25 protein-coding genes are annotated in these 26,972 nt (G+C 71.2%); 14 read left to right on the forward strand and 11 right to left on the reverse strand.

What is annotated here, in order from left to right; all coding sequences use genetic code 11:
* The first annotated feature begins 263 nt into the window (after positions 1–263).
* Complete coding sequence (gene serS / locus JW613_RS03575; protein WP_209209263.1) at positions 264–1,541, forward strand: serine--tRNA ligase; 1,278 nt, start codon at positions 264–266, stop codon at positions 1,539–1,541.
* Positions 1,538–2,386 carry an HAD family hydrolase gene (locus tag JW613_RS03580; protein WP_209209264.1) on the forward strand — a complete coding sequence of 283 codons (849 nt, stop codon included), beginning with the start codon at positions 1,538–1,540 and terminating at the stop codon, positions 2,384–2,386. Before serS ends, JW613_RS03580 begins: the two co-directional genes overlap by 4 nt.
* A 28-nt stretch (positions 2,387–2,414) precedes the next feature.
* On the opposite strand, the gene JW613_RS03585 is transcribed toward JW613_RS03580, so the two are convergent.
* Positions 2,415–3,446: an Lrp/AsnC family transcriptional regulator gene (locus tag JW613_RS03585; RefSeq protein WP_307865777.1), complete on the reverse strand. Its 1,032-nt coding sequence runs from the start codon at positions 3,444–3,446 to the stop codon at positions 2,415–2,417.
* An 84-nt stretch (positions 3,447–3,530) separates the two neighbouring features.
* Between JW613_RS03585 and JW613_RS03590 the strand changes: the two genes are divergently transcribed.
* On the forward strand, positions 3,531–5,210 hold the full coding sequence (locus JW613_RS03590; protein WP_209209265.1) for an MFS transporter: 1,680 nt from the start codon (positions 3,531–3,533) through the stop codon (positions 5,208–5,210).
* Here JW613_RS03590 and JW613_RS03595 read toward each other — a convergent pair.
* Positions 5,192–6,199: a helix-turn-helix transcriptional regulator gene (locus tag JW613_RS03595; protein ID WP_209209266.1), complete on the reverse strand. Its 1,008-nt coding sequence runs from the start codon at positions 6,197–6,199 to the stop codon at positions 5,192–5,194. The two genes, JW613_RS03590 and JW613_RS03595, sit on opposite strands and share 19 nt — an antisense overlap.
* Positions 6,200–6,319: 120 nt before the next feature.
* On the opposite strand from JW613_RS03595, the gene JW613_RS03600 reads away from it, so the two are divergent.
* The 6 genes from JW613_RS03600 (at position 6,320) to JW613_RS03625 (ending at position 12,586) form a co-directional block, all read left to right on the forward strand.
* Complete coding sequence (locus JW613_RS03600) at positions 6,320–6,940, forward strand: TIGR03086 family metal-binding protein (protein WP_307865778.1); 621 nt, start codon at positions 6,320–6,322, stop codon at positions 6,938–6,940.
* Positions 6,941–6,982: 42 nt separating this feature from the next.
* Positions 6,983–8,386 (forward strand): FAD-binding oxidoreductase, encoded by a 1,404-nt coding sequence (locus JW613_RS03605; protein WP_209209268.1) that lies wholly within the window; start codon positions 6,983–6,985, stop codon positions 8,384–8,386.
* Positions 8,387–8,659: 273 nt separating this feature from the next.
* Positions 8,660–9,505, forward strand: a complete 846-nt coding sequence (locus JW613_RS03610) for a hypothetical protein (protein WP_307865779.1) — start codon at positions 8,660–8,662, stop codon at positions 9,503–9,505.
* A 173-nt stretch (positions 9,506–9,678) separates the two neighbouring features.
* Entirely contained in the window at positions 9,679–10,260 is a 582-nt protein-coding gene (locus tag JW613_RS03615; RefSeq protein WP_307865780.1) for a chorismate mutase, read from the forward strand.
* Between the two features lie 129 nt (positions 10,261–10,389).
* Positions 10,390–11,178, forward strand: coding sequence for a FadR/GntR family transcriptional regulator (locus JW613_RS03620; RefSeq protein WP_245224997.1), 789 nt, complete (start codon positions 10,390–10,392; stop codon positions 11,176–11,178).
* 52 nt (positions 11,179–11,230) lie between these two features.
* Entirely contained in the window at positions 11,231–12,586 is a 1,356-nt protein-coding gene (locus JW613_RS03625; protein ID WP_209209270.1) for a CynX/NimT family MFS transporter, read from the forward strand.
* Positions 12,587–12,695: 109 nt separating this feature from the next.
* On the opposite strand, the gene JW613_RS03630 is transcribed toward JW613_RS03625, so the two are convergent.
* From JW613_RS03630 to JW613_RS03645, 4 genes are read right to left on the reverse strand one after another with little or no spacing between them, the layout of a single operon-like run.
* Positions 12,696–13,418 carry an ABC transporter permease subunit gene (locus tag JW613_RS03630; protein WP_209209271.1) on the reverse strand — a complete coding sequence of 241 codons (723 nt, stop codon included), beginning with the start codon at positions 13,416–13,418 and terminating at the stop codon, positions 12,696–12,698.
* 22 nt (positions 13,419–13,440) lie between these two features.
* Positions 13,441–14,391, reverse strand: coding sequence for an ABC transporter ATP-binding protein (locus tag JW613_RS03635; protein ID WP_209209272.1), 951 nt, complete (start codon positions 14,389–14,391; stop codon positions 13,441–13,443).
* A gap of 49 nt (positions 14,392–14,440) precedes the next feature.
* A complete protein-coding gene (locus JW613_RS03640; protein ID WP_209209273.1) occupies positions 14,441–15,385 on the reverse strand; it encodes an ABC transporter permease subunit in 945 nt (314 codons plus the stop codon).
* Positions 15,375–16,349 (reverse strand): ABC transporter ATP-binding protein, encoded by a 975-nt coding sequence (locus JW613_RS03645; RefSeq protein ID WP_372447908.1) that lies wholly within the window; start codon positions 16,347–16,349, stop codon positions 15,375–15,377. Before JW613_RS03645 ends, JW613_RS03640 begins: the two co-directional genes overlap by 11 nt.
* Before the next feature lie 389 nt (positions 16,350–16,738).
* Here JW613_RS03645 and JW613_RS03650 point away from each other — a divergent pair, with 389 nt between their 5' ends.
* The 4 genes from JW613_RS03650 to JW613_RS03665 all read left to right on the forward strand — a co-directional run bounded on the left by JW613_RS03650 (position 16,739) and on the right by JW613_RS03665 (position 21,806).
* Complete coding sequence (locus JW613_RS03650; RefSeq protein WP_209209275.1) at positions 16,739–17,590, forward strand: M24 family metallopeptidase; 852 nt, start codon at positions 16,739–16,741, stop codon at positions 17,588–17,590.
* Complete coding sequence (locus JW613_RS03655) at positions 17,587–19,398, forward strand: SDR family oxidoreductase (RefSeq protein ID WP_209209276.1); 1,812 nt, start codon at positions 17,587–17,589, stop codon at positions 19,396–19,398. Before JW613_RS03650 ends, JW613_RS03655 begins: the two co-directional genes overlap by 4 nt.
* Before the next feature lie 104 nt (positions 19,399–19,502).
* The gene (locus JW613_RS03660; protein ID WP_209209277.1) at positions 19,503–20,501 is read left to right on the forward strand and encodes a MerR family transcriptional regulator; all 999 of its coding nucleotides are present in this window, start codon (positions 19,503–19,505) and stop codon (positions 20,499–20,501) included.
* 111 nt (positions 20,502–20,612) lie between these two features.
* On the forward strand, positions 20,613–21,806 hold the full coding sequence (locus JW613_RS03665) for a hypothetical protein (protein WP_209209278.1): 1,194 nt from the start codon (positions 20,613–20,615) through the stop codon (positions 21,804–21,806).
* A gap of 76 nt (positions 21,807–21,882) precedes the next feature.
* Here the strand turns inward: JW613_RS03665 and JW613_RS03670 are convergent, their stop codons facing one another.
* On the reverse strand, positions 21,883–22,779 hold the full coding sequence (locus JW613_RS03670) for an LLM class flavin-dependent oxidoreductase (RefSeq protein ID WP_209209279.1): 897 nt from the start codon (positions 22,777–22,779) through the stop codon (positions 21,883–21,885).
* Positions 22,780–23,017: 238 nt separating this feature from the next.
* On the opposite strand from JW613_RS03670, the gene JW613_RS03675 reads away from it, so the two are divergent.
* The gene (locus JW613_RS03675; protein WP_209209280.1) at positions 23,018–23,524 is read left to right on the forward strand and encodes a hypothetical protein; all 507 of its coding nucleotides are present in this window, start codon (positions 23,018–23,020) and stop codon (positions 23,522–23,524) included.
* A gap of 12 nt (positions 23,525–23,536) precedes the next feature.
* Here JW613_RS03675 and JW613_RS03680 read toward each other — a convergent pair whose 3' ends face one another.
* The 4 genes from JW613_RS03680 to JW613_RS03695 all read right to left on the reverse strand — a co-directional run bounded on the left by JW613_RS03680 (position 23,537) and on the right by JW613_RS03695 (position 26,958).
* Positions 23,537–24,478 (reverse strand): amidohydrolase family protein, encoded by a 942-nt coding sequence (locus tag JW613_RS03680; RefSeq protein WP_209209281.1) that lies wholly within the window; start codon positions 24,476–24,478, stop codon positions 23,537–23,539.
* Between the two features lie 95 nt (positions 24,479–24,573).
* Entirely contained in the window at positions 24,574–24,927 is a 354-nt protein-coding gene (gene arsC / locus JW613_RS03685) for an arsenate reductase (glutaredoxin) (RefSeq protein ID WP_209209282.1), read from the reverse strand.
* A 116-nt stretch (positions 24,928–25,043) separates the two neighbouring features.
* Positions 25,044–26,030 (reverse strand): NAD-dependent epimerase/dehydratase family protein, encoded by a 987-nt coding sequence (locus tag JW613_RS03690; protein WP_209209283.1) that lies wholly within the window; start codon positions 26,028–26,030, stop codon positions 25,044–25,046.
* A 295-nt stretch (positions 26,031–26,325) separates the two neighbouring features.
* The gene (locus JW613_RS03695; protein WP_209209284.1) at positions 26,326–26,958 is read right to left on the reverse strand and encodes a hypothetical protein; all 633 of its coding nucleotides are present in this window, start codon (positions 26,956–26,958) and stop codon (positions 26,326–26,328) included.
* Positions 26,959–26,972 lie beyond the last annotated feature (14 nt).

Here is a 26,972-nt window from a genome sequence, read left to right on the forward strand (position 1 = left end):
GGAAAACTCGACCGGCGTCTGCCACAGCTGTGGATAAGTGCCGTTGAGCCCCTGCTCAACTCCCCCGCGAGTGCGCCCAGTCCACGCGACCCGGCGGGATCGGCCGGGCCCGGTACGACGCTCACGGAAATCCGGAAAACCGGAAGAACGAGAAACCCAGAGAACAGTATTTTTTCCGGAGCTGCAAAACGCTCAATTCGGACAAAACACTGCAAAGCGATATCGAATCGAGCGCCCTCCGAGGCCACCGGTACCCTGGCGGGGTGATTGACCTTCGCCTGCTCCGTGAGGACCCCGACCGTGCGCGCGCCTCCCAGCGCGCCCGTGGAGAGGACGTCGACCTCGTCGACGCGGTGCTCTCCGCCGATGAACGGCGCAGGTCCTCAAGCGTCCGCTTCGACGAACTCCGCTCCGAGCAGAAGCAGCTCGGCAAGCTCATCCCCAAGGCGGAGGGCGATGAGAAGGCGGAGCTGCTGCGCCGCGCCGGGGAGCTGGCGAGCGCGGTGAAGGCCGCCGACGCGGAGCAGGACGAGGCCGCGGCCGAGACCCAGCGGTTGCTGAGCCGGCTCAGCAACCTGGTGCACCCGGATGTGCCGGTCGGCGGCGAGGAGGACTTCACCGTCCTGGAGACCATCGGCACGCCCCGCGACTTCGCAGCCGAGGGCTTCGAGCCCAAGGACCACCTGGAGCTGGGCCAGAAACTCGGCGCCATCGACGTCGAGCGCGGTGCCAAGGTGTCGGGCTCGCGCTTCTACTTCCTCACCGGCGTCGGGGCGCTGCTGGAGCTCGCCCTGGTCAACGCGGCCGTCGCGCAGGCGACCGAGGCGGGTTTCACGCCGATGCTGACGCCCGCGCTGGTCAAGCCGCAGGCGATGGAAGGCACCGGCTTCCTGGGCCAGGCCGCGCAGGACGTCTACCGCCTGGACAAGGACGACATGTACCTCGTGGGCACCTCGGAGGTGGCGCTGGCGGGGTATCACATGGACGAGATCATCGAAGCCGACCGGCTGCCGCTGCGCTACGCCGCCTTCTCGCCCTGCTTCCGGCGCGAGGCCGGCTCCTACGGCAAGGACACCCGGGGCATCTTCCGCGTCCACCAGTTCGACAAGGTGGAGATGTTCTCCTACATCGACCCCGAGGAGTCCCAGGCCGAGCACCGCAGGCTGCTCCAGTGGGAGAAGCAGTGGCTGACGAGCCTGGAGCTGCCGTTCCAGGTGATCGATGTGGCCACCGGCGACCTGGGGTCCTCGGCGGCGCGCAAGTTCGACTGCGAGGCGTGGATCCCCACCCAGGGCAAGTACCGCGAGCTGACCTCCACCTCGGACTGCACCGAGTTCCAGTCGCGCCGGCTGTCGATCCGGATGCGCGACGGCAAGCGGGTGAAGCCGCTGGCGACGCTGAACGGCACGCTGTGCGCCGTACCGCGCACCATCGTGGCGCTGCTGGAGAACCACCAGCAGGAGGACGGCTCGGTGTGGGTGCCGCCGGTGCTACGGCCGTACCTGGGCGGCCGTGAGGCGCTGGAGCCGGTCGCCAAGTGAGCGCGTCACCGGCCGTCCCGTCCGGCTCTTCCGGCCCGGCAGCGTTTCCGTACCGGCTGATCGCCACCGATCTGGACGGCACACTGCTGCGCTCCGACGACACCGTCTCCGAGCGCACCCGTGCCGCGCTGGACGCCGCCACCGCGCGGGGTGCCGCCCACATCGTCGTCACAGGGCGGGCGGTGCCGTGGACGAAGCAGATACTGGCGAACCTCGGCTACCGCGGGCTGGCGGTGTGCGCACAGGGCGCCCAGGTCTACGACGCGGGTTCCGGTCGGCTGCTGACGTCCGTCACACTCGACAGGCGGGTCGCCGAACAGGCACTCCTGCGACTGGAGAAGGAGGTCGGCACCGTCGCGGTGGCCGCCTCCCGCGACGGTGTGGACGGTGAGGTGCTGGCGGGGCCGGGCTACCGCGTCCACGACGGGCCGCTGCCCTACGTTCCGTTCGAGAACCGCGAGACCATCTGGCGGCAACCGCTGAACAAGCTGTACATCCAGCACGGGCAACTGGACGACGACGAGTTGGCGAAGGCCGCACGTGCCGCCGTCGGCGACCTGGTGGGTGTGGTGATGGCCGGCGAAGGCATCGTCGAACTGCTGCCGCTGGGCCTCACCAAGGCCAAAGGGCTCGCCCTGGCGGCCCGCCGACTCAAGATCCGCGCCGCGGAGACCATCGCCTTCGGCGACATGCCCAACGACCTCCCCATGTTCGCCTGGGCCGGTCGGGGCGTCGCCATGGAGAACGCACACGAGGAGCTGCTGACCGTCGCCGACGAGGTGACCGCCTCCAACGACGAGGACGGTATCGCGCTGGTGCTGGAGCGGCTGGCCGCCGCCCAGTGATCCGGCAGCCCTCGCGGGCCCCGCAGGGTCAGTGCAAGCCGCTCACGAAGGGCCCTGGCCCCTTCAGGCTGCGGACCATCGGGTACGTCTCGAAGTCCCGTACGCCCGGCAGCCGGGCCAGCGGCCCGGTCACATAGGCGTACAGCGCCGCCGCGTCCCGGCAGACGACCGTCAGGAACACATTGGCGGGTCCCGTGGTCGCGCAGGCGAACGCCACCTCCGGATGCGCGGCCAGCGCCTGACCGGTCGCGTGCAGCTCGGAGGGCCGTACGGAAAGCCACACGGCCGCCCGCAGCCCCTGGTCGAAGAGGTGCGGTCCGTAGTCGACGTCGAAGTAGAGCGTTCCGGTGGCACGCAGCTCCGCCATCCGCCGCCGCACCGTCGAGAGCGACCAGCCGGTCGCGGCCGCCAGGTCGGGCACCGGTGTGCGGCCGTCCTGCGCGAGGGCGGTGAGCAGCTTGTGGTCGTCGGCGGTGAGCTGGACCGGCTCGTCGGGCGGGACGGGCTCGGGCGGGGAGAGCTGCGCGACCTGTGCGGGTGAGAGCATCCCGGACTTGAGGATGAGCCCCTTGGCGCCGCCGAAGTACTGGTGCAGCTGACAGTAGGCGTGTACGGCGAGCAAGCGAGGCGTACGCGGCAGTTCGCGCAGCAGCAGCGCCTCGCCGCCTCCCTCCCGCGACCATTCGGTGCTCGACCGGGCGACCGCGCTGACCTCCGTACCGCCCGCCATCAGCCCCACCCACGCGGTGTCCGTACGGCGTGCCAGGGCCTCGGCCAGCGGGACGGCGGCGTCGGGGGTGGTCGAGACGCGGACGAGCCACACGGTCTCGCCCAGCACCATCGGCTCCGTGAGGCCCAGGACCCGCATGCTGCGGCCGGCACGCAGCTTGGCCCAGCGGCGGGCAACCGTCTGGTCGGAGACGCCCAGGACCTCGGCGATGTGGGAGAAGGCGGCCCGGCCGTCGAGTTGCAGCGCGTGTGCGATCTGCCGGTCGAGGTCGTCCGGGGGCGGGAGCGTCCTGGCGTTCCTGCCGGCATGGTGACGGATGTCGGTTCGCACCGTCGGAACGGTACATGATGTCGAAATGCTCCGTCTTTCCGCCGCCGGCTGGGGCACAGGGAGCAGGACTCGGAATCTGGCGGCATGAGTGACAAGCACACACAACACGGCAAGTGGTGGCCGCTGGCCGGTCTGTCCCTCGGTGCGTTCATGCTGCTGATCGACGTGACCATCGTGAACACCGCACTGCCCCGGATGGCCACCTCACTGGACGCCTCGTTCACCTCCCTGCAGTGGGTCGTGGACATCTATGCCGTCGCACTGGCCGCACTGCTGCTGGTGACCGGCTCGCTGGCCGACCTGCACGGCAGACGCCGGGTCTTCGTCTGCGGGCTGGCGCTGTTCGGGCTGGCGTCACTGGCGTGCGGGCTCGCGCCGGACGCCGGCACATTGATCGCGGCGCGGGCGGTCCAGGGCGCGGGAGCGGCCGCGGTCTTCGCGGCGAACGCCCCGCTGATCACGGCCACCTACCAGGGCCGGGACCGAGGAGTCGCGTTCGGCGTATGGGGAGCCGTCAACGGAGCGGCGGCCGGGTGCGGGCTGGCGCTGGGCGGGGTGCTGACCGAGTACGTCAACTGGCGCGCCATCTTCTTCGTCAACGTGCCGCTGACACTGGTGGCCCTGTGGATCACCTTCCGCACGGTGCGCGAGTCCCGCGCTCCCCGGCGGGCAGGTGCGCGGGTCGACTGGGCGGGTGCCGTGCTGTTCACACTGAGCGCCACCGCGCTGACGTACGGACTGGTGCGCGGCGGCGACGCGGGGTGGAGCGACCGCCTGGCGGTCTGGGCCCTGCTGGGGGCCATGGCCACCGGGGCGGGGTTCGTACTGGTGGAACACGTGCGCGGCGCGGCACACGCGCGGGGTGAGCGATCGGGCCCGGCACCGCTGCTGGACCTCGCACTGCTGCGCAACCGCTCCTTCGCCGTCCTCATGGGGACCGCGCTGCTGACGCAGGCCGCGGCGTTCGCCCACTTCGTCTACAGCGCACTGTGGATGCAGTCGGTGCTGGGTATGAGCCCCCTGCGCGCCGGGCTGGCCGCACTGTCGATGGCGGTTGTCTCCTTCCTGGTCGCGAGCGTCTTCGGGGGACGGCTGCAGCGGATGCGACCGCAGTACCCGCTGGGTGTCGGCGTCCTGGTGATCGGTCTCGGGGCACTGGCCGAGACGCTGGTGGCACCGGGTTCCTCCTGGACGGCGCTGCTGCCCGGATTCGTACTGATCGGGATCGGCGTGGGAATGGCGCTCACCGTGCTGATCTCCGCGGCCCTGGGGGCCGTACCGCCCGAGCGGGCGGGAGTCGCCAGCGGCGCGGTGAACACCTTCCGTCAGCTGGGCTACGCCCTCGGGATCGCCGTACTCGGCACTGTCTTCGCCTCCCGGGTGCACGAGGTGCTGACCGGCCACGGGGTGCCGTCGGCGGCGGCCGAGGCCGCAGGCGGTGGACGCGCCAGGGAGGTCGGGGTGCCGACGCAGCTCACGAGGGAGGCGTTCGCAGCCGGCCTCGACCGGATCTTCGTGATCTGCGGAGTCACCGCACTGGTGGCCGGGGTCGCCGTACTGCTGTTCGTACGGGGCCGGGCGGCGACCGAGCACCACCCGGCCGAGCCCGGACGCCCGTCCGGGCATGAAGCAGCAGCCGGGCAGGCGGACGGACCCGGGCAGGCGGACGCTGACGGGGACGAGGTTGCCGCCGGGGGCGTGCTGGGCGCTGCCGGGCATGTAGAGGGTGACGCCCGGCGGCCGGTTCACTCCTCGGGCTCGTAGGGCGCTGCGGAGCCGCCCCGCGGCCGGTACAGCGCCGCCACCTCGTCGGCGCGGAGCAGGAGGAGATCGATGGCCTCGGGAGGATCGAGAACCTCCACCCAGGGGCCGAACTGGAGAAGCATCGCGACACCGGCGAGGACGGAGAAGGCGAGGCGGACAGTGACCCATTCCTCCTGTCCCTCCTGCCTCTCCTCCTGGCCGAGTGTTCCGATCAGGGTCGGCCCGACGATCCGGGTGAACATGTCGAACCGGGAGCGGTGCACCCGTGCGGTCACCAGCACCCGTCTGGGCCGGTCCTCGACGCGGCGGCGCAGCGTCTGCCAGACGTCGGCGAGTTCCGCCCCGTCGCGGCGCCGTACCTGCTCCTCCAGCACACTCGCCGAGGCGATCCGGTCGACACGGAAGAGGGCGGGGGAGCGGCGCCGGTCGGCGACCAGGTACCAGACGCCGGCTTTGCTGACGAGGCCGTACGGATCGACTGTGTAGGAGCGCAGCCGGCTCTCGCCGCTGTGCCGGTAGCGGAGCCGCAGCCTGCGGTCGGTGAAGACGGCGGTGTGCAGCACTTCCAGTTCGACCTCGGCGCGGGGCCCGTTCAGCCACCGGTCGGGGTCGACGAGGATGCGACGGCTGGTCAGTTCGGCGACCGGGCGGTGCGGGGCGGGAAGCGCGGCCATCACCTTGCGGAGCGCGGAAACCAGCGCACTGTCGAGCCCCAGTGCCGAGTGCGCGCCCTGTGCGGCCAGGATGAACAGCGCGCGGGCCTCGTCGCTGGTCAGGCCGCTCACATCGGTGCGATAGCCGGGCAGCAGTGTGATGCCACCGTGCCGCCCGCGTTCCGCGTACACGGGCACCCCGGCGGCCGACAGTGCCTCCACGTCCCGGTAGATGGTCCGCGTGGAGACTTCCAGCTCCGCCGCCAGCTCGTCCGCGGGGACGCGCCCGCGCGTCTGGAGGAGCAACAGGATGGCCAGCAGGCGGTCGGATTTCACTCGTCCACAGTGCACCAGAAAAGTTGACGGAATATGTCAAGTTTTCCCGGCACACTCTCCTCAGTCGAAGCCACCAGCGGCTCCGTACAGCCGGAGCCTGCCGCGCACCGAGGAGTGACTGTGAACAGCACGCCCGAGATCCCCGACCCCCGTCCCCTGTACGCCCGCGCCAGCGCACAGTTGGTCACGCTGATCGCCGCCGTCCGGCCCGAGCAGCTCGACAACCCCACGCCGTGCGCCGAGTACGACGTACGGGACCTGCTCGGCCACCTGGTCAGCGCCGCGCGCAGGATCGCGACCGTCCCCGAGGGCAGCGAGGGCAAGGGCCCCGACGTGCCCGAGTGGACGGCCGACGTAGCTGCCGAGCAGTGGCCGGAACTCTACGAGGACAGCCGCAAGCAGATGATCAGCGCCTGGGAGGGCGACGAGGTCATGGACTCCGTCGTCACGGTGCCCTGGGGCCGGATGCCGGGCCGGATCGCCCTCGCGGGCTCGGTGATGGAGACGGTCGGCCACACCTGGGACCTGGCACGGGCCATCGGCTGGACGGGCGAGCTGGACGAGGAGGTGGCCCGGTTCGCACTGGGCACCGCACGGCAGGCGCTGCCCGCGAACGATCGGGAGCAGTTGCCCTTCGCCGAGGCGCGGCAGGCCCCGGAGGGTGCCGACACCAGTACCCAGCTCGCCGCCTGGCTGGGGCGGGACCCGCAGTGGCAGGGACCTGACGCGGCACAGCAGTGAGCCGGATCAGGAACGGATCGTACGAGCACAGGAGACAGCAGCATGGCGGGGAAGTCGGACGGGGCACGGGCAGCGGCACCGGGTGCGCTGCGTGACGCGGTGCGCGGCAGTGTCCTCGTCCCCGGGGACGAGCAGTACGAGCAGGAGTGCGCCGGTTTCCAGACCGGGGACGGGCACCGCCCTGACGTGGTCGTCGCGGCGCGCACACCCCAGGACGTACGGGCGGCGGTCGACCACGCTCGGCAGCACGGGCTGCCGCTGGCCGTACAGGCGACCGGGCACGGCCTGGGCGCACCGGCGCGCGGGGGCGTGTTGGTGAGCACGCGTCACATGACGGACGTCCGGATCGACCCGACAGCACGTACCGCCTGGATCCAGGCGGGCGTCCGCGCGGGCGACCTGGTGGCGCAGGCGGCGCGGCACGGACTGGCACCGGTCAACGGCTCGGCCCCGGGCGTCGGTGTCGTCTCGTACGCGCTGGGCGGCGGCGTGGGGCTGCTGGGGCGGGAGTTCGGCTACGCCGCGGACCACGTCCGGCGCATCGACATCGTGACGGCCGACGCCCGGCTGCGCCAGGTGACGGCCCGGAGCGACCCGGAACTGTTCTGGGGACTGCGCGGGGGCGGCGGCGGTCTCGGAGTCGTGACCGGGCTGGAGATCGAGCTCGTGCCGGTGGAACGCATCTTCGGCGGACGGCTCGTCTTCGACGGGGGCCTGGTCGCGGAAGAGGTGCTGCGGGTCTGGCAGAAATGGACGGAGTCGGTACCCGACGAGCTGACCTCCGCGGTGACACTGCTGCCGATGCCGGACGTGCCCGGCGTTCCCGCGCCTTTGCGGGGCCGCTATCTGGCCCAGGTGCATCTCGCCTTCAGCGGGTCGCGGGACGAGGGTGAACGACTGGTGGAGCCGCTGCGGGACATCGGCTCGCTCCTGGTGGACGAAGTGCGGGAGCTGCCGTACGAGGAGTGCGCGTCGGTCTTCAGCGAGCCGGACACACCGCACTCCTACCGCAGCGCCAACGTGCTGCTGGGCCCCGAGGGGCTGAGCGACAGTGCGCTGCGGTCCGTTCTGACAGCTGCCGGGCCGTCGGCCGAGGCGATGTGCGTGCTGAGCATGCGCCATCTGGGCGGAGCCTTCTCCCGTGCGCCGCAGGTGCCGAACGCGGTGTCCTACCGGGACGCGGGCTACCTGCTGTACGTGCTCTCCCCGGTGTCGGACCCGGGCGAGGACGTGGTGCGCGCCCTGCACGAACGGGTGCTGGCTCCGGTGGGTGACCGGGCGCTCGGGCGGAGCACCAACTTCCTGCACGGCCCGCAGGACCAGGGCACCGCACGGGCCGCGTACGCGGACGAGGTGGCTGCGCGGCTGGCGCACCTGAAGGCCGAGTACGACCCACAGGGGCTGTTCCGGTTCAACCTGTGGGACACCGGCGCCGGTCGCGGCTGAGGGCCAGTTCGGCGATACGGGGCGAGGCCGGGTGGTGCGGGAGGAGAACTCCCGCACCACCCGATTCGCGTAACCGTACGACTGTCGCATCGTTGTACTCCTTGCGCGGAGACGACTGGCGAGCGTGACGTCGAGAGTGTGTGAAGTGGTGGTGGCCGGTCGGGAGTCGCCCGAAGGAGGGCATCGAGGGCTCCTGCCGGTGGTGCAGTACGGGGAAGACATGAGCTGATCTCCGCTCCTGGCTCCTGGATACGGACACCTGACGACCCCCAGGTGATCGGGGTCTCCCCAGACATGTCCGAAAACCAGGGCCCAGGAGGGTCTGCCATGTACACCGATTCCGTTCTTTTGGAGTCGCGCAGTGCGCGCTCCGGTATGACGCACAGGGTCGAAGTCCTCGACAAGGTGAAGGCGTTGGCGTTTTCCACAGGCGCTGCACAGGCCACCACCCGGGATGTGGCCAACTACTTCGAAGTGCCCGTGAAGACTGTGGAAAAGCTCACCGAACGGCACCGCGAAGAGCTCATCAACAACGGAATGACTGTCCTGCGAGGCGCTGACCTGCACGCATATCAGACCGACACGTTGTCAGTCTCATCCGAGCCGGGCAGCGGTTATCCACAGCGGCGCAGTGGGCTCACCGTCTTCAGCCGCCGTGCCGTCCTCAATGTGGCGTTGCTGCTGCGCGACAGTGCGGTCGCTCAGCGGGTCCGTGCGTACCTCCTCGACGTCGAGGAGGTCGCCCGTGCTCACCCCGGGGTGGAGGCGGTGCGGCAGTCGGCGGAAGAGCTGCGGCAGACGGTCCGCACCCTGGCTGCCGGTTACGGGTCGCTCGACCGCCGGGTCGGCAACCTGGAGGCGGCCGATGCCGAACTCGGCACCGTACTGCAGGAGCTGGCACCGGTCATCGGCCGCATCTCCACGCGGGTCGAACGCATGGACCACCGGCTGGCGGAGACCGAACGCCGCACGGAGCGCACCGAGCAGGTGGTGTGCGCGATGAGTCAGCGGCTCGCCGACATGGGCGAGGACATGCGCGCCATGCGCGAGGAACTACGAGGTGTCGTCCGCGCCGTGGGCGCCGGTCCGACTCCCCCGGAGTCGCGCATGGAGTCCTGAGCCGTCTCTCGGGATGAGCGGTTCTCCGAACGGCTCCCCGAGAAAGGGAGATGCAGGGGGTGTCCCGGCTTGTCGTACCGGGCCGGGGCACCGCCCGACAGATACTGGTGCGGCGTCTACTGGTGCGGCGCCGGCAGCGCTGCCGCGTGCGGCACAGAGCGAGGAGCGCGGTGGTGAAGAGCGGGGCCCGTGTGGTGGCAGCCGCTGTGTGCGCTGCCGCACTCGCGTTCGGCACCCCGGCGGGGCCGACAGCGGCGGTCGAGCACCCGCACCTGGCCACCGGTCCGGACCTGGTCGCCGATGTCTCCGCCGAGCGGCTGGCACTGGCGGATGTCGTGGCCGCCGCGAAGTACGGGACGGGGAAACCGATCGACGACCCGGTACGTGAGCGTGCGGTGCTGGAGGACGTGGCGAAGCAGTCCGCCGAGCACGGTCTGGGCGCCCGCTGGGCCGAGGCGGTCTTCCGCGACCAGATGGCGGCCGGGAAGCGGGTCCAGCGCGGCCTGCACGCCCGCTGGGCGGCGCACCCGGCCGAGCGCCCCACCGAGCAGCCGGACCTGGCCATACAGGTGCGGCCCGCGCTGGACCGGCTGACCAGCCGCCTGCTGAACGCGCTGGCTGCGGCTGCCCCGGCGCGCGACCACCCGTCGTGCGCCGCACAGCTTGCGACGCGCGGCACCCGTGCGGCTCGGGAACGGCATTTCGACAGCCTGCACACCGGAGCACTGCTGCGCGCCCTCACCTCCGTCTGCTGACAGCCGGGAGCCTTCCGTCAGCTGAGCTCCTTCCACCTGCTGAGAGTGCCGTCCGAGAGAGTTGTAGGATGACTGGGCAACCGGGCGAATATCCCGGGAGGGCACTGAAGGGCTGAAGGAGCGGTAGACATGGCACTGCGGGCTGCGGGACGGCAGTCGCTCGTCGACACCGTCGTCGGTGAACTGCGGGCTCAGCTCGCAGCGGGCGAGTGGCCGGTCGGCGAGCGCATTCCGACGGAGCACGCACTGGCCGAGCAGCTCCAGGTCGGGCGGAACACCGTCCGTGAGGCGGTCCGCGTGCTGGTGCACGCCGGAATGCTGCGCTCACGGCAGGGCGAGGGCACCTTCGTCGTGGCCACCGCCGACCCCGGCGAGATCGTCCGAGGGGTGCAGCGCGCCGACGTACGGGACGTGCTGGAGCTGCGGATCGCCCTGGAGGCCGAGGGCGCCCGCCTGGCGGCTCTCCGGCACCAGCCCGCGGACCTGGAGCGGATGCGCGCCGCGCTCGCCGCACAGGCGGCCTTCCGCGACAGCCAGGGCCGGCCCACGCACGGGCAGTACGAGCTGTACGCGGAGCACGACATCGAGTTCCACATCGCCGTCGTGGACGCCGCGCACAACGCAGCGCTGAGTGCGACGTACGCCTGGTTCAGCAGCTCGGTGCGGGACGCACTGGTCGCCTCGCTGCACGACCACCACATGCCCCGGATCCACGAGACCGACCACCACGACCTCGTGGACGCCATCGCGACCGGCGATCCGCAGACCGCCGAACGCGCCGCGAGAGCGCTGCTCGCCAAGCCGAAGCGGGCCGTGGAGGCACTGCTGGGCACCGGCGACGGCGAGAGCGCACAGCCCGGAGACGCAGGACTGCCCGGGGAGGCCGGCAGTGCGGCCGGCTCGCCGAGCGGCGGCTGAGCCCTCGCCCGTCCCTCGCACCACCCTGTTCGTCGAGAAAGGCACCACCTTCATGCCCCCGTCCCCGCGCCCCTCGTCTTCCGAGGAAGGGCTCTCCACCGAGGAGCTTCTCAAGGTCGAACTGATCGACGCCGAGGAGGATCTGGCGCCCGCACCCTCCGTGGCGGCTGCGCGGAGAAGGCTGCGGTCGCATCCACTGCTGCTGCTCGTCGGCATCGTCCTCGCCTCGCTCAACATGCGTGCCGCGCTCGCCGGTGTCTCGCCCGTCCTGGGGGAGATCAGCGACGACTTCGGTATGACGTCGACGCTCAGCAGCCTGGTCACCACGATTCCGCTGATCTTCATGGGCGTCGTCTCACCGCTCGCCCCGAAGCTGGCGCGCCGGTGGGGCACCGAGACCGTGCTGCTCGGTGCGCTCCTGCTGCTGGCGGGCGGGATAGCGCTGCGCATCGCACCGCCGATGGTCGCGCTGTTCGCGGGATGCGCGGTGGTCGGTTCGGGCATCGCGCTGCTGAACGTGCTGATGCCCGGCCTGATCAAGCGGGACTTCCCGGAGAAGGCGGCCGGTATGACGGCCCTCTACTCGACCGCGATGATCCTGGGCGCGACCGTCTCGGCCGCCGCTGCCGTGCCGCTGGAGCACGCGCTGGGCGGCTGGCGCGGTTCACTGGTCTCCTGGGCGCTGCTGGCCGCGCTCGCGGCCTGCGTCTGGCTGCCCCAGGCCCTCCTCTCACGGCGCGGAGTGCGGCACGGCCAGGCCGCTGCCGTACCGGCCCCCGGCCCCGCTCCGGCGCACGGATCGGCTTCGGCGCACGGATCGGCGGCCCGACTGACCCGGTCCGCGCTGGCCTGGCAGATCACGCTGTTCATGGGCTCGCAGTCGTTGATCGCGTACGTGACCATCGCCTGGCTGCCGACCGTCTTCACCGACCACGGGATGAGCAGGGCGAGCGCCGGGCTGGTCTTCGCGTTCAGCACGCTGGTGCAGATGGGCGGTTCGTTCGTGGTGCCGACGCTGGCCGGGCGGATGCGCAGACAGCGACTGCTGTGCACGACAGTGGCACTGTTCATGGCTGCCGGAATCGCGGGGCTGCTGGTGGCTCCGGTGGCCGGCGCCTGGTTGTGGGCGACACTGCTGGGGCTGGGTCAGGGCGGTGCGCTCGGCATGGCGCTCACGCTGATGGTGCTGCGCTCCGGTGACGCGCACACTGCGGCACGGCTGTCCGGCATGGCGCAGACGTGGGGCTATCTGCTGGCTGCCGCCGGCCCTGTGGTGCTGGGTGCGGTGCATCAGGTGACCGGCGGCTGGACGGTGCCGATCGTGCTGCTGCTGTGCGTGTGCGCTGGTCTGGTGCTGCTGGGTCTGGGTGCGGGCAGGGACCGCAGGATCGGCGGTACGGCCCACTGAGTGCTACGGCGCACCGAGGGGATGGCGTCGAGCCGGAACCGACGCAACGTCCAGCGGGTGGGAGCGAATGCTCGCGCCCACCCGCTTCTGTCCTCCCGTCCGGTGCGGCCTACTCCTCCCCCGCCAGCGTCAGCGTGCGCAGCTTCTGCCCCGCGAAGAGGGTGCCGCCCACCGTGACGACCACGATGAGCACCAGCGCCGCGGGAAGCCCCACCGACGAACTGACGTCCGCGCCGCTGCCCGCGACCTTCTCGGCGAGCGCGAGGGCCCACTGCTGCACGCTGAGCGTCTTGGCGCCCGGCACCAGGCTGCCGATGAGCGCCTCCCAGATCAGCGCGTACACCAGACCGATGACGACGGCGTGCCTGCTGACCGTGCCCAGCAGCAGGAACAGTGCGCTGTAGGCGATGGAGGCGACCACCGCGGCGAGTGCGTAGGCGACGGCGATCTGCTGGCTGTTGCCGTTCAGGACGAAGCCGGCAACGAGCACCGGCACAGCCGAGAACACGGCTGTCGTACCGGTGGCGACCACCAGCTTGGTGACGATGACAGAGGTGCGGGAGACCGGCTTGGAGAGCAGATAGACGACCGATCCGTCGTCGATCTCGGGTCCGATGGCGCCCGTGCCGGCGATCACACCGATCAGCGGCACCAGCGTGGCGAGCGCGAAGCCGCCCAGCAGTTCGCTGGTGACCGCGTCGTCGGCGCCGTTCATGGCGCGTACGGCGACGGCCACGACGAGCAGCAGTGCCGGCAGCGCACACAGGATGAGCGCACGACGGCGGCCGAGTAGCGCGCGATAGGTGAGCCGCGCGACCGTCGGGTTGTACATCTGGTCAGCTCCTTTCCGCCGCTCAGGCCGCGACGAGGTACGAGAAGACGCTCTCCAGGGACTCGTCGGAGGGCGAGACGGTGTAGAGCCGGATGCCGTGCTCCCGTGCGATGCGGGGCAGCAGCGTGGTGAAGCGGGTGAAGTCGACGGCCTGGATGCGCAGCGCCTCCTCGGCCTTGTCCACCTCGATACCCGCCGTGGAGGAGTCCGCGATGAGCGCGGCGGCCAGCCGCCGGTCGTCGCTGGAGCGCACCAGATAGCGGTGCGGGCGGTCGGTCATCAGACGGCGGATCTTGCGGAAGTCACCACTGGCGGCGTGCCGCCCGGCGACGATGACCTCGATGTGGGAGGCGAGCTGTTCGACCTCCTCCAGGATGTGCGAGGAGAACAGCACGGTGCGGCCCTCGTCGCCCATCTTGCGCAGCAGTTCCATCAGGTGCATGCGCTGGCGCGGGTCCATCCCGTTGAACGGCTCGTCCAGCAGCAGCACCGAGGGATGGTGCACCAGTGCGGAGGCCATTTTCACGCGCTGTCGCATGCCCTTGGAGTAGGTGGAGATACGCCGGTCCTGCGCGTACTCCATCTCGACCGTCGAAAGAGCCTCGGCAGCCGCTGCGCGCGGATCGGGCAGGCCGTGCAGTTCGGCGTTGGCCAGGACGAACTCGTGGCCCGTGAGGAAGTCGTACATCCCCTCGCGTTCGGGGACCAGGCCGATGTGCCGGTAGGAGTCCTCGTTGCGCCAGATCGGCGCCGCCACCGTCGGCCTGCCCTCGGGACCGGGCGAGGGCTCCAGGGAGACGGTGCCGTTGGAGGGTGCCAGGAAGCCGCCCATCATGTGGATGAGCGTGGATTTGCCGGCACCGTTGGGGCCGAGGAGGCCGGTGACCCCGGGGCCGATGTCCATGGTGATGTCGTTGACCGCGACGACGTTTCCGAACCAGCGGGAGACGCGGTCGATAGAAAGAGTGCTCATGGGCGCAGCCCTATCCTTCGCAGGGTGGTGGCGGGCGACGGGCGGGAGGTCACAGCCCGGCCTTTCGGTAGCGGCGCAGCAGGAGGGCGTAGAAGCAGGCGACCAGCGCGACGAAGACGACGAGATAGACGGCGCCCTGGGTACCGGTGAGGGTCTGCGCGTCCGGGAAGCCGGAGCGGCCGTCCAGGAACCTGCTCTGGATGCCGTCCAGCAGCGTCCCGGGCGACCCCAGCCCGAGCCAGCCGATGGCACCGCTGTTGTCGGAGGTGAGGGCGATCCCCTGGAGCGCCGTGATGAGGAAGTACGGCACCGTGATCGCGACGATGATGGCGGCGATGCCGAAGCCGCGCCGCGGGGTGAGCGCGGCGATCCAGGCGGCGATGGCGGCGTGCAGCAGGGCGAACAGTGCGCAGAAGACGAGGCCTTGGACTGCTCCCTTGGTCTGGTCGCCGAAGTCGAGCTTCACCAGCAGGGCGCCGACGTACATGATCAGTACGGGCACGGCAGTGAACAGGAAGAGCGCCGCGGAGAGGGCCGCGTACTTGGCGGCCACGTAGTCGCTGCGCTCCATGGGGCGGGAGAAGTAGAGCGGCGTCGTCTTGAAGCGCAGGTCCATGGAGATGGCCTGTGGTGCGGCAGCGGCCAGATAGATGCCCAGCAACGGCTGCATCAGCAGCACGTACTCCGCGTATCCGACCTCCAGCTCCTTGCTCTTGGTGAGGGCCGCGACCGCCACCAGGATGGCGGCCGGTACGCACACCGCCGCGAACAGCAGCATCGGCAGCACCTTGGACTTCGCCGAGCGACCCAGCCCGTAGGAGCCGCGCAGCGACTGGGTGAACAGGGCACGCCGGGCGTAGGAGCGGCCCAGCCGGGGGCCCTCGTAACCGCGGTAGCCGATGTTGTGGATGACGTCCTGGCCGCGTCCGGCAGTGGTGGCCTGGCCGTGCGCGGGGGCGGTCGTGGGGTGCGCGGGGGTGCGGTCAGGCGACATCGCCGGCGCTCCTTTCCGTGAAGACCTCGGAGATCTGGTGCCTGCGCTGCTCCATGCGGACCAGCCCCAGGCCGAGCTCGGCCGCGGTGTCCCGCACGGTGTCGAAGACCGATTCGTCCGCGCCCTGGGCCTCACCGCCGATGTCGAGGGTGACCAAATGCCCGGCGCCTGGTGCCATGGCGCTGTCGGGTGCCGGCTCGTGCGGAACCAGCCCGGCCTTCCGAAGGGCGGTACGCAGAGCCGCGGTGCCGTCGGGGTGTTCGTCGGTGTCGGTGACCTCGACGGCCAGCACTGCGGTGCGCTGGGTGAACTCGGCGGTGGAGGAGGAGCGCAGCAGCTTGCCGCCGTCGATGACGACGATGTGGTCGCTGGTGCGCTCCAACTCGCCCAGCAGGTGCGAGGTCACCAGCACGGAGATCCCGAAATCGGTGTGCACGCGGCGGATCAGGCCGAGCATCTCGTCGCGGCCTACGGGGTCGAGTCCGTTGGTCGGCTCGTCGAGGAGCACGAGCCGTGGGTCGTGCACGAGCGCCTGCGCGAGCTTGACGCGCTGCTTCATGCCCGTCGAGTAACCGCCCATCGGCCGGTAGCGCTCCTCGTAGAGGCCGACGTGGCGCAGCGTGTCGGCGGTGCGCTCCCGAGCCGCGGTCGCCGGCAGCCCCGACATGCGCGCCATGTGGACGACGAACTCGGTGGCGGACACGTCCGGAGGCAGACAGTCGTGCTCGGGCATGTACCCCACCCGCTCCCGGATCGCGCCGCCCTGGGTGGCCACATCCATGCCGAGCACGGACGCGGTGCCTTCGCTGGCGGGGGACAGCCCGAGCAGGATCTTGATGAGGGTGGACTTTCCGGCTCCGTTGGCGCCCACCAGGCCGGTGACCCCCGGCTCGATGCCGACGGTCAGCCGGTCCAGGGCGGTCACCCGCGGGAACCGCTTGCTGAGGCTTTCGATCGCGATCACAGTCACGCTTCGACGCTATGAGCCGATCGTCGCGTCCGCGTCAGACGCGGCGCCGGTTTCCGCACCGGCCGCATACCTCTCAGGTGCTTGGGTCGGTCCCCCTCAGGTCGGAGGACCCCGTAGGGGACGGGCCGGGCGGACGCGGGTCGGGCGGACGCGGGGCGTCGGGCGTCGGGCGTCGGGCGTCGGCGAAGACCATGATCCGGAGTTATCCACAGGCTGGGAGGGCCCCTTGACCCCGCCACGGGTCGATGTCACATTCATCGGTGTCAAGTTGCTCACGCACCGGCACAGCGTGGCGACGGACCGCACCCTGCCGAGGACCGCCCCCGGTTCGAGGACGACCAACGCACCGATATCGACGATCACCCACGGACGGAAGGCCGGCGATGCGCGCGGCGACGATCGGTTATTCCTCCGCCGACCTGCGGAGGTTCCAAGAAGTACAGCAACTGGCCTACGCCTGCGCGGAGTCGGTGGCCGCCCGCCTGAAGCCGGGGGTGACCGAGCGGGACGCCGCCCGGATGCAGCGCGAGTGGCTGCGCGAACGCGGTGTTCGGGACTGGTTCCATCTGCCCTTCGCCTGGTTCGGGGACCGCACGGCATTCACCGGCTTCAAGCTCCCGCTCCAGTTCTTCCCCACCGACCGGAAGCTGGAGCCGGGGATGCCCTTCATCCTCGACCTGGCGCCGATCCTGGGAGGCTGCACCTCCGACATCGGCTACTCCGGCTGCCTGGGACTCGACCCGGTGCACGAGCGGCTGATGGCCGACCTGCTGGAGCACCGCGAGCTGATCCTCAACGGCGTCCGGGAGCGGCGCTCGCTGCGGGAGATCTACGAGGACGTGGAGCGGCTGATGGTCACCCAGGGGTATGCGAACCGGCACCGCGCCTACCCCTTCGGCGTCATCGCGCACAAGGTCGACCGTGTTCCGGAGCGCCGCTGGTCGCCCACGGTCCTCGGCTTCGGCACCAATGCGCTGCGCGGGCTCGCACGGGACGCGCTGCACGGGCACCGGGACGGCTGGTCGCCCCTGTGGAGTCCGTACCGCTTCTCGGACCACCCGCCGCAACCCGGGCTGTGGGCGGTGGAGCCGCATCTGGGGTTCCGCGGCACGGGCGCGAAATTCGAGGAGATCCTGGTCGTCACCGACTCCCGGGACCCCGAGGAGAGCGCGTTCTGGCTGGACGACGATCTGCCGCATGTGCGGCGCCGGCAGAAGGAGGCACAGGCGGTATGAGCGCGAAGACGGACGGCACCGCGCCGGGCGGGACGCCGATGGGGGGCGGCTTGCTGCATGGCGCGCGGGAGCGCCGGGTCGCCACCGGAGGGATCGAGCTGTGCGTCGCCGAACTGGGCGACGCCACGCGGCCGACGGTGATGCTGCTGCACGGCTATCCGGACAGCAAGGAGGTCTGGTCCCAGGTGGCGCACCGGCTCGAGGACCGCTTCCATGTGGTGCTCTACGACGTGCGGGGCTGCGGCAGGTCGACGGCGCCCCAGCCGCTGCGCGGCGGCTTCACCCTGGAGAAGCTCACCGACGACTTCCTGGCGGTCGCCGACGCGGTCAGCCCGGACGAGCCGGTGCACCTGGTGGGGCACGACTGGGGCTCGGTGCAGGGCTGGGAGTTCACGACGGTACGCCGTACGGAGGGCAGGATCGCCTCGTTCACCTCGATCTCCGGCCCTTCGCTGGACCACTTCGGCCACTGGATCAAAAAGCGGATGTCCCGGCCGACACCACGCCGGGCCGCCCAACTGCTCGGCCAGGGTGCCAAGTCCTGGTACGTGTACGCACTGCACACCCCGGTGCTGCCCGAGCTGGCGTGGCGGGGCCCGCTCGGCAAGCGCTGGCCCCGCCTCCTGGAACTGACCGAGAAGGTGCCGGGCGGCAGCTATCCGACCGCGTCCCTGCCCCAGGACGCGGCGCACGGCGCCTGGCTCTACCGCGACAACGTCCGGGCTCGGCTGCGCCGCCCGCGCACCGACTGCTACGCCCACGCTCCGGTCCAGCTCATCACGCCCACCCAGGACGCCTTCTTGAGTGAGCACCTCTACGACGAGCTGGAACTGTGGGCCCCACGGCTCACCCGGCGCACCCTTCCCGCCAAACACTGGGTGCCGCGCACCAGGCCCGACCAGCTGGCCGGCTGGATCACCGAGTTCGTCTCCGGCAACGAACCGGGGTTGCCCGCCCGGGAGCCCACGGCCACCGGCAGGTACGCGGACAGGTTCGCCGGGCAGCTGGTACTGGTGACCGGAGCCGGCAGCGGCATCGGCAGGGCGACGGCCTTCTCGTTCGCGGAAGCCGGAGCCAGGGTGATCGCCGTCGACCGCGACGCGGACAGCGCCGCCCGCACCGCGGAGCTGGCCCGACTGGTGGGCGCACCCCAGGCGTGGGCGGAAACGGTCGACGTGGCGGACGAGCAGGCGATGGAGAAGCTGGCCGAAAAAGTGGCCGCCGAGTACGGCACGGTGGACGTGCTGGTCAACAACGCGGGCATCGGCATGGCGGGCGCCTTCCTGGAGACCACCACCGAGGACTGGAAGCGGACGCTGGATGTGAATCTGTGGGGCGTCATCCACGGCTGCCGGCTCTTCGGGCGCCAGATGGCCGAACGCGGCCAGGGCGGTCATATCGTCAACACCGCCTCCGCCGCCGCCTATCAACCCTCCCGGGCACTGCCCGCCTACAGCACCTCCAAGGCCGCCGTGCTGATGCTCAGCGAGTGCCTGCGCGCCGAGCTGGCGGGCCAGGGCATCGGCGTGACAGCTGTCTGCCCCGGCTTCGTCAACACCAACATCGCCGGTACCGCCCACTTCGCCGGGGTGGACGAGGTGGAGCAGCAGCGCCGCAGGCGCCGCACCTCCCGGCTGTACGGAATACGGAACTATCCGCCGGAGAAGGTCGCGGAGGCCATTGTGCGGGCCGTCGTCCGCAACCAGGCCGTGGTACCGGTGACACCCGAAGCCCGCGGGATGCGGCTGATGTCCCGCTTCGCCCCGCGAGTCCTGCGCGGCATCGCCCGCATCCAACCGCCCACCTAGTCCACTGGTCCACCTCGGCCGGTCCGTCTCGGCCGTCGGCGACCGGCGGCGGGCCACCCGCGCCGCAGTGCACCGTGCCAGCTGTTCAGAAGGAGACCGCAACCATGCCTCCGCCCCCTCAGCCATCAGGGCCGGCGTCGGCTTCGGCGACCGAGCCGGAGTATCGCCTCCCCGAGTACCGCATCGAGGATCTCGCGCACCGCAGCGGTGCGACGGTGCGCACGATCCGCGCCTACCAGGACAAGGGCCTGCTGCCGAAGCCGGAGCGGCGCGGACGCGCCAATGTGTACGACGACTCGCATCTGGCGCGGCTGCGGCAGATCGCCGATCTACTGGAGCGCGGCTACACGCTGGCGTCGATAAAGGAACTGCTCCAGGCGTGGGACGAGGGCCGGGGACTGGGCGGGGTGCTGGGCCTGGTCGCGGAGGTGGACGGGCCGTGGACCGACGAGGAGTCGGGCCGGATCACCCGAGCCGAGCTGGACGAGCTGTTCGGAGGTGAGCACGACGAGGCGGCGGTCTCCGAGGCGGTGGCCCTCGGGGTGCTGGAGCCGCTGCCGGGTCGGGAGGGCGAGTTCCGGGTTCCCAGCCCCCAGGAGCTGTCGGTGGCGGCAGAGCTGCACAAGGCCGGGGTGCCGCTGCTGGCCATCACCGAGCAACTGCGGGAGCTGCGCGGCCAGGTGGAGCACATAGCGGCCCGCTTCCTGGACTTCACCAACGAACACGTCTTCGTCCGCTATCTGGGCGGCCACCTGTCCGACGGGGACGCCTCCGAGGCAGCCGACCTGGTGCGCAGACTCCGTCCGCTGGCCCAGCAGACGGTGGAGGCCGAACTCGCCCGGGCCATGCAGAAGTTCGCGGCCCGCAACCTCCGCGACCACCTCCGCTCGGCAGCCGCCGCACCGTCCGCCGCCGTACCGGACGGCGCGAGCCGGAGCGAGCAGATACGGCTGCCGGCGGAAACGGTGGAGGCCGTACGGGAGTTGGTGGGCGAGGAACAGGTGCCGGAGTTCATCACGGCAGCGGCTGAACGGGAGGTGCGGGCACGAGCGATGGACCGGATGACCGCCCAGCGGAGCGGGGGGCGGCAGGGCCGGGCGTAAAGCGACGGTCGAGAGGGGGCCGACCGCGTGATTGCTCACGCTCGTGTCTTGCCGACGGTGGGCGGGCGGACCAGCGTGTGGAGGACCGAAACGACACGAGGGGAGCACATCATGCGAAGACGCGTCTTCCTTGCCGGTGCCGCCGCCACGGGCTTGGCGGGGTTAGCCGTGCAGCCCAGCAGTGCGGTCGCGGCGACGGCGAACGCCACCAGCCCCGCGACCACGGGTACGACGGCGCGGGCGGGATGGCGGCTGACACCGGCCCCGGCCGCCGCCCCGGCCTCCCGGTTGCTGTCGGTTTCCGCCGCGAGCGCGGACCTGGCCTGGGCGGTGGGCGAGCAAGGCCTGCCGGGGCAGGGCACGGGCGGCGGTCCGCTGGCGCTGTGCTGGGACGGGACGGCGTGGGCGCACACGGAGGTGGGGCACCTGGGTCTCAACGGCTCGCTGCGTGCGGTGAGCGGGGCGTCGCCGGACGCAGCCTGGGCGGTCGGTCAGGACAGGGACGGCGCCGACCGCCTGCTGCGCTGGGACGGCAGCACATGGCGGCAGGTGCGGTATCCGGGCGACGACGATCCGGCCACCGTGCTGACCTGGGTGGCGGCCGTCGGTGACGGCAGGGCGTGGGTCACGGGCCAGCACGAGGGGCGGCCCAAGCTGCTGCGCTTCGACGGCACCAAGTGGACGTGGACGCCGCCCATTCCGGGTGCGACGTCTCCGGACGCCCCGTGGCGGGTACGGGTTTCGCCGTCCGGAGGTGTGCACACGGTCGGCTGGGACCTCGCGCGCTGGGACGAGCGTGCCGCAGGCCACGGCTCCTGGACGGTGCTGCCGCCGCTGACCGGTATCCGGCTGGGCGTCAACGATCTGCTTCCCGTGGGGGAGGACGAGCTGTGGGCGGTCGGCGCGGCGTTCGGCGTCGGCGGGCCGCCCGGCAAGCCGCCGTCCGTGGTGCTGGCCCGTTACGACGGCACGGAGTGGACACGCGTGGACGGTGACACCCTGCCGTTCAAGATCGGCTCGCTGAACGCCATCACAGGGAACGGTACGGGGACGGAGGGCACCGGCGGTGGGCGGCCCGGACTGATCGGGGGGTGGGACTTCTGGGACGACAGTTCCGCGCACTATCTGCGCTGGGACGGTACGGAGTGGGCCGGGGAGCGGGGCGCGGCCGACGGGGTCGACGCGTATGTGCGCGACGTCGCGAGCATTCCGGGCACCGGCGCACAGGGCGCCGCCTGGTCGGTCGGCCATACCCGCAATGTGCCGGCGGCCGAGGTCCGGTTCCGTATCGAACGCTACGGCTAGGAATGCCCCATTATCGCGTGGGCCGGTCGGCCGACCGATGGTACCGCTGCCCCCGGCCGGCTCTTCCCCGGCCGGCTCAGTTGCCCAGTTGGGCGGGGGCCTCGGTGGCCACGCGTTCGAAGACCCGCTCGTCGGCCGCGAAGCGGGTACCGGGGAGGGGCCAGTGGAGGACGACCTCGTCGAAGCCGAGGGTGGCCAGGCGCCCGGCGAAGTCCACGAAGGCGTCGAGCGACTCCAGCGGGCGGTCGGGTGTGAAGCCGGTCAGCAGGGTGCGGCCGAGGGTGTGCGTGTCGCGACCGGTGTCGGCGCACGCCTTCTCCAGGGCCTCCGTCTGGCGGGCGAGGGCCGCCAGCGAGTCGGCGGGCGTGCCGGTCTCGTTGGCGGCCGGGTCGCCGGTGGTCAGCCATGCCTGCCCGTGGCGGGCGGCCAGTCGCAGCCCTCGCGGGCCGGTCGCGGCGACGGTGAACGGCAGTCGGGGCCGCTGCACACAGCCGGGGAGGCCGCGCGCCTCGTGGGCGGCGTAGTAGGTGCCCTCGGCCGTGACCTCGTCCTCGGTGAGCAGCCGGTCGAGCAGCGGAACGAACTCGGCGAAGCGGTCGGCGCGTTCCCGGCGGGTCCACGGGTGCCGTCCCAGGGCCGTCGCGTCGAAGCCGGACCCGCCGGCGCCGATACCCAGGGTGACGCGGCCGTCGCTGATGTCGTCGAGGGTGAGCAGTTCCTTGGCGAGCGGAACGGGGTGCCGGAAGTTCGGCGAGGTCACCATCGTGCCGAGTCGCAGCCGGGAGGTGGCGGCAGCGGCGGCGGTGAGGGTGGGTACGGCACCGAACCAGGGGCCGTCGCGGAACGGCACCCGCCACGAGAGGTGGTCGTAGGTGTACGCGGCGTGGAAGCCCAGTTCCTCGGCCCGTCGCCACATCTCCCGTCCGCCCTCGGACCAGCGGCGGACAGGGAGGATCACGGTGCTCAGACGCATACCCCCGAGCTTAGGCGTACGGTCATCGCCCCGCCTCATGGACCGGCCCCGCCTCATGGACCTCCGCCCTCATGGACCGGCCGACCCCATGGACGCGGCTCGCGCCGGCCGCACACGCTGATCGCTTGCCGCCGGTGGGTCGGGGCCTGGGCGCCTGAGGCTGACGGTTCGGGCGCCGGTCGTTCTGGTGTGCGGACCCGCTGGGCGATCCGCCGCGGGAGCGGGCATGCTCGGTGGTATGGAACATATCCGTCATCCGCACCGTATGCCGCCGCAGATCCACAGCACCGAGTCGGCCGTCTCCGTGCTCAGCGCACTGGCGGAGCGCCGGGGGCTCCCGGTCTCGGTGGAGCATGCCATCGGTGCCGACGAGTCGTCGCGGCGTACGGCGGCCGGGGCGTTCGCCGTCACCGACGAGGACGGATCTCTGCCGCACGAGGCTCTGCTGGAGATCCCCGCGACGGAGAGCGCCGACGGGGCGCCGCGCACCCCGAAGATCGTCGTTCAGCTCTTCGAAGAGGGCGATGCGCACATCACGATCGACGGGGTGACCTTCCACGATCTGCCGCGCGAGGCGACGCCGGGCTTCTTGGAGGCCGTTTTCGACAGGCGCGCCCATCTGAAGAGGACCTGGTACCCGCCGTTCTGCCGACTGGTGGTGACGTTGGACGACGAGCTGTCCTACAAGGAGGTCGTCCCCCTGGCCTACGGTCTCCCCCGCTGGCTGAACTCCCTGCCGGGTTGATCCGGAAGGGCCTCAGGACAGGTCGAAGAGGCGGGCCGCGTTGTCGTGGCAGACGGCCCGCAGCCACTGCGCTCCGAGCCCGGTCCGCTCTTCCAGCGACTCCAGGGCATCGGCGTAGGTGTACGGGATGTTGGGGAAGTCGGTGCCCAGCAGTACGCGGTCGCCGAGCGCGGCCAGCCGGGGCAGGGCCTCCCGGGGGAAGGGCGTGCTCTCCTCGACGAAGTGGGTGAAGGCCATCGTGGTGTCCAGCATGACCGCCGCGTGGCGCTCGGTCAGCACGAGGAAGTCGGTGTACTCCGGCATCCCGAGGTGGGCGACGACCAGCCGCAGCCCTGGGTGCCGGTCGAGTACGGCGCCGATCGGACCCGGACCTGTGAACGCTCCGGGTACGGGCCCCGAGCCGCAGTGCGTCACGACCGGTACGCGCGCCTCGGCGAGCAGCCCCCACACCTCGTCCAGTTGCGGGTCGCGCGGGTCGAATCCGCCGACCTGCAGATGGCACTTGAAGATGCGGGCCCCCTGGTCGAGTGCGCGGCGCACGTCGTCGGCCGCGCCGGGTTCGGCGTGGAAGGTGGCGGTGTGCAGGCAGTCGGGCGTACGGGCCGCGAAGTCGGCCGCCCAGTCGTTGAGGGAGCGGGCCATGCCCGGCTTGTGGGGGTAGAGCATCGCGGTGAACGCGCGTACGCCGAAGCCGCGGAGAGCTTCCAACCGCCGCTGCTCGTCGGTGCGGTAGCTGATCGGCCACTGCCGCCCGACCAGCGGTCCGGCTGCGTCGAAGTACGCCCACACCTTCGCCAGCAGTCGCTCGGGCATGAAGTGCGTGTGGACGTCGATCAGCGCGGGGGCGGCTATCCGGGCGCGGAACGCGTCCACCCGCGCCCGCTCCTCGGCCAGGGCCTCAGCCGTGGGCCCGGTTGCCGCCCCGCTTGCCGCTCCGGTACCCGCAGTGTCCATGCCCGTCACCCTAGAACGTGGTCCGCCCTCGTCCATGAGCCGAGGCGGGGGTACCGGCCACCCCTGCGCTGTCGCGGACAGCGCAGGGGCCGGACTCACAGCACCTCTTCGGCGACCTCGACCGGGCGGGCCAGGCGGGTGCCCTTGTCCGTCACCACGAACGGGCGCTGGATCAGGGCCGGGTGCTCGGTCATGGCCGTGATCAGCTCGTCGTCGGTCACATCCGGCCGGTCGAGGCCGAGTTCCTTGTACTCGGCCTCCTTCGTCCGTACGGCGTCCCGTACGCCCACTCCCGCATCGGTGATCAGCTGCCGCAGGGTGGCCGCGTCCGGTGGGGTCTTCAGATACTCCACGATCTCGATGTCGTAGTCCGCGTCCTCCAAGAGGGACAGGACCTTCCTGGACGTACCGCAGCGCGTGTTGTGGTAGATCGTCGCCGTCTTCGCCATGGCGTCATGCTAAGCCGCAGCCGACCAGCGCAGCCCACCACGCCGACGGCGTCGCGCCAACGGCCCCGGCCCGTCGCCATCACCGACCGGTCCGGCGCCATCAGCGTCCGGCCACCTCAGCACAGCGCCGCGAGCAGTTCACGTTCGCGCTCGGCGCCGAGGCCGGCTCGGCGGGGGCGGTCGAGGCCCTGTTCGCGCTCCCAGCGCAGTGTGTCGGCCAGCATGTCCCGGCGCGGCCGGTGGTGGAGCCCGGCGGCGCGCGCCGCCGATCCGTTCCGGGCGGAGAAGCCCTCCCAACCGGGCTCCACCAGCCACATCGGCAGCGACTCCGGGCCCATGTACTGGGCCACCTGCTGTGCGAGCAGCCAGTCCGAGTCGGCGGCGACCACCGGACCGGTGTGCCCGGCCACGGCGCGGGACAGCTCGATCCACTCCGCAAAGGGGAGGACAGGCCCGACGGCGTTGTAGGTGCCGGTGGTGCGCTTCTCGGCGGCGTCGAGCAGCCAGGCTGCGAGGTCCCGTACGTCGACGACCTGGGTCGGAAGGGCCGGGGTGTCGGGTACCAGCATCGGCCCGTGCGGATCGCGGGCGGCCCGGGCGACCCAGTAGCCCGTACGTCCGCTGACGTCCCCCGGCCCGCCGATGAGCCCGGCGCGGGCGATCAGCAGGCGGTCGCCCACGGCGGTCGACGCCGCCTGCTCGCAGGCGACCTTCGCCTCGCCGTACAGCGACCTGTCGGTCTCGTCCCGGTCGGTCGGGGCGAGCAGAGCGGCGGTCTCGTCCGTGTCCACCGCCGCATGGGAGGCGTAGACGTTGCCGGAGGAGACATACACCCAGTGCCGGGCCCTGGCTCCCAGTGCGTCGAGCGCCCCGCGTACGAAGCCCGGCTGCCACGACACCTCCAGGACGGCGTCCCAGGTGCGGTCGAGCAAGGGTGCGTACGCTGTGGGGTCGCGCCGGTCGGCGGCGACCAGCGTCGCACCCTCGGCCACGTCTCCGCTCTCGCCGCGCGCCAGGCACGTCACCCGGTGGCCGCGCTCGATCGCCTGCCGCGACAGCTCCCGGCCCACCCACGCTGTTCCGCCCAGAACCAAGGTCTCCATTCGGTCACCCAAGCACCGTGCGACGCGAACGCCCAGACCAATTCGCCGACAGCGGACCGGGGTTCGCCGACAGCGGATGTGCCCCGGGCCCGTCGGCCGTCGGCCCCTCGGCCCGTCCCAGGAACCCGCGAGCGCGCCCGAACCCGCGCCCGAACCCGCGCCCGCGCCCGCGTCCGCGTCCGCGCCCGCGAAACAGCAAGTGCGCGTACCCGTATGCGGGTACGCGCACTTGTCGACCGTCCGCGGAGCTCCGGTGTCACCGGCGGCGCCCCGGGACCTGGGGTTGGGAACCTGGTCAGTTCTTGACCGGCCACTCCAGCGGGTCCTTGTAGAAGCCCCGGCTCAGTTCGACCGCTGCGGCCTTCTGGCCCTCGGGGATGAGGAAGGCGGAGCAGATCTTCTCCGAGTCGCCCGCGTTCAGCTTCTTGTCGGTGTCCACCGCGGGGCAGTTGGGCCACTTGGCCTCACCCATGATCACGATGAGGGCCTTGGTGCGCTTGCCCTTGTCCGTCTTGACGACCAGGTCGTCGTCCATGTCGCCGAGTTCCATGGTCTTGCCGCTCTTGTGGGAGATCGTCGACCAGACGTACACGGGGATCTGCGGACCGTCTTCCTTGTCCTTCTTGAGGCCGGAGTTGTCCATGTCGGCCTTCGTCCCGGTCTGCACCTTGGTCGGTGTGACCGTGTACGTGGCGCCCTTGGACTCCTTCGTGTCGCTCTTCTGCACCGGGCTGGCCTCGCCCAGGCTGAAGGTCGTCTTGCCGCCGGACGAGTCGGAACCGGAGTCCGAACCGGAGTCGGAGTCGGAGTGCGAGCCGGAGCTGCCCTTCCTCTTCCCCGAGCCGTCCGAGTCGTTGCAGCCGGTCAGTGCCACGGCGAGCACCAACGCTCCGGCCACCGCCGGAACAGCACGAGTCCACGTACGCATGTTTTTCCTCACTC

It is taken from the genome of Streptomyces smyrnaeus (assembly GCF_017676345.1).
Lineage (GTDB): Bacteria > Actinomycetota > Actinomycetes > Streptomycetales > Streptomycetaceae > Streptomyces > Streptomyces smyrnaeus.

Bases quoted from the DNA above. Each gene is read 5' to 3' on its own strand.
- JW613_RS03590 (WP_209209265.1), top strand. From the start codon at position 3,531: ATGAGTGACAAGCACACACAACACGGCAAGTGGTGGCCGCTGGCCGGT.
- JW613_RS03605 (WP_209209268.1), top strand. From the start codon at position 6,983: ATGGCGGGGAAGTCGGACGGGGCACGGGCAGCGGCACCGGGTGCGCTG.
- JW613_RS03620 (WP_245224997.1), top strand. From the start codon at position 10,390: ATGGCACTGCGGGCTGCGGGACGGCAGTCGCTCGTCGACACCGTCGTC.
- JW613_RS03625 (WP_209209270.1), top strand. From the start codon at position 11,231: ATGCCCCCGTCCCCGCGCCCCTCGTCTTCCGAGGAAGGGCTCTCCACC.
- JW613_RS03630 (WP_209209271.1), bottom strand. From the start codon at position 13,418: ATGTACAACCCGACGGTCGCGCGGCTCACCTATCGCGCGCTACTCGGC.
- JW613_RS03635 (WP_209209272.1), bottom strand. From the start codon at position 14,391: ATGAGCACTCTTTCTATCGACCGCGTCTCCCGCTGGTTCGGAAACGTC.
- JW613_RS03640 (WP_209209273.1), bottom strand. From the start codon at position 15,385: ATGTCGCCTGACCGCACCCCCGCGCACCCCACGACCGCCCCCGCGCAC.
- JW613_RS03650 (WP_209209275.1), top strand. From the start codon at position 16,739: ATGCGCGCGGCGACGATCGGTTATTCCTCCGCCGACCTGCGGAGGTTC.
- JW613_RS03655 (WP_209209276.1), top strand. From the start codon at position 17,587: ATGAGCGCGAAGACGGACGGCACCGCGCCGGGCGGGACGCCGATGGGG.
- JW613_RS03660 (WP_209209277.1), top strand. From the start codon at position 19,503: ATGCCTCCGCCCCCTCAGCCATCAGGGCCGGCGTCGGCTTCGGCGACC.
- JW613_RS03665 (WP_209209278.1), top strand. From the start codon at position 20,613: ATGCGAAGACGCGTCTTCCTTGCCGGTGCCGCCGCCACGGGCTTGGCG.
- JW613_RS03670 (WP_209209279.1), bottom strand. From the start codon at position 22,779: ATGCGTCTGAGCACCGTGATCCTCCCTGTCCGCCGCTGGTCCGAGGGC.
- JW613_RS03675 (WP_209209280.1), top strand. From the start codon at position 23,018: ATGGAACATATCCGTCATCCGCACCGTATGCCGCCGCAGATCCACAGC.
- JW613_RS03680 (WP_209209281.1), bottom strand. From the start codon at position 24,478: ATGGACACTGCGGGTACCGGAGCGGCAAGCGGGGCGGCAACCGGGCCC.
- arsC (WP_209209282.1), bottom strand. From the start codon at position 24,927: ATGGCGAAGACGGCGACGATCTACCACAACACGCGCTGCGGTACGTCC.
- JW613_RS03690 (WP_209209283.1), bottom strand. From the start codon at position 26,030: ATGGAGACCTTGGTTCTGGGCGGAACAGCGTGGGTGGGCCGGGAGCTG.
- JW613_RS03695 (WP_209209284.1), bottom strand. From the start codon at position 26,958: ATGCGTACGTGGACTCGTGCTGTTCCGGCGGTGGCCGGAGCGTTGGTG.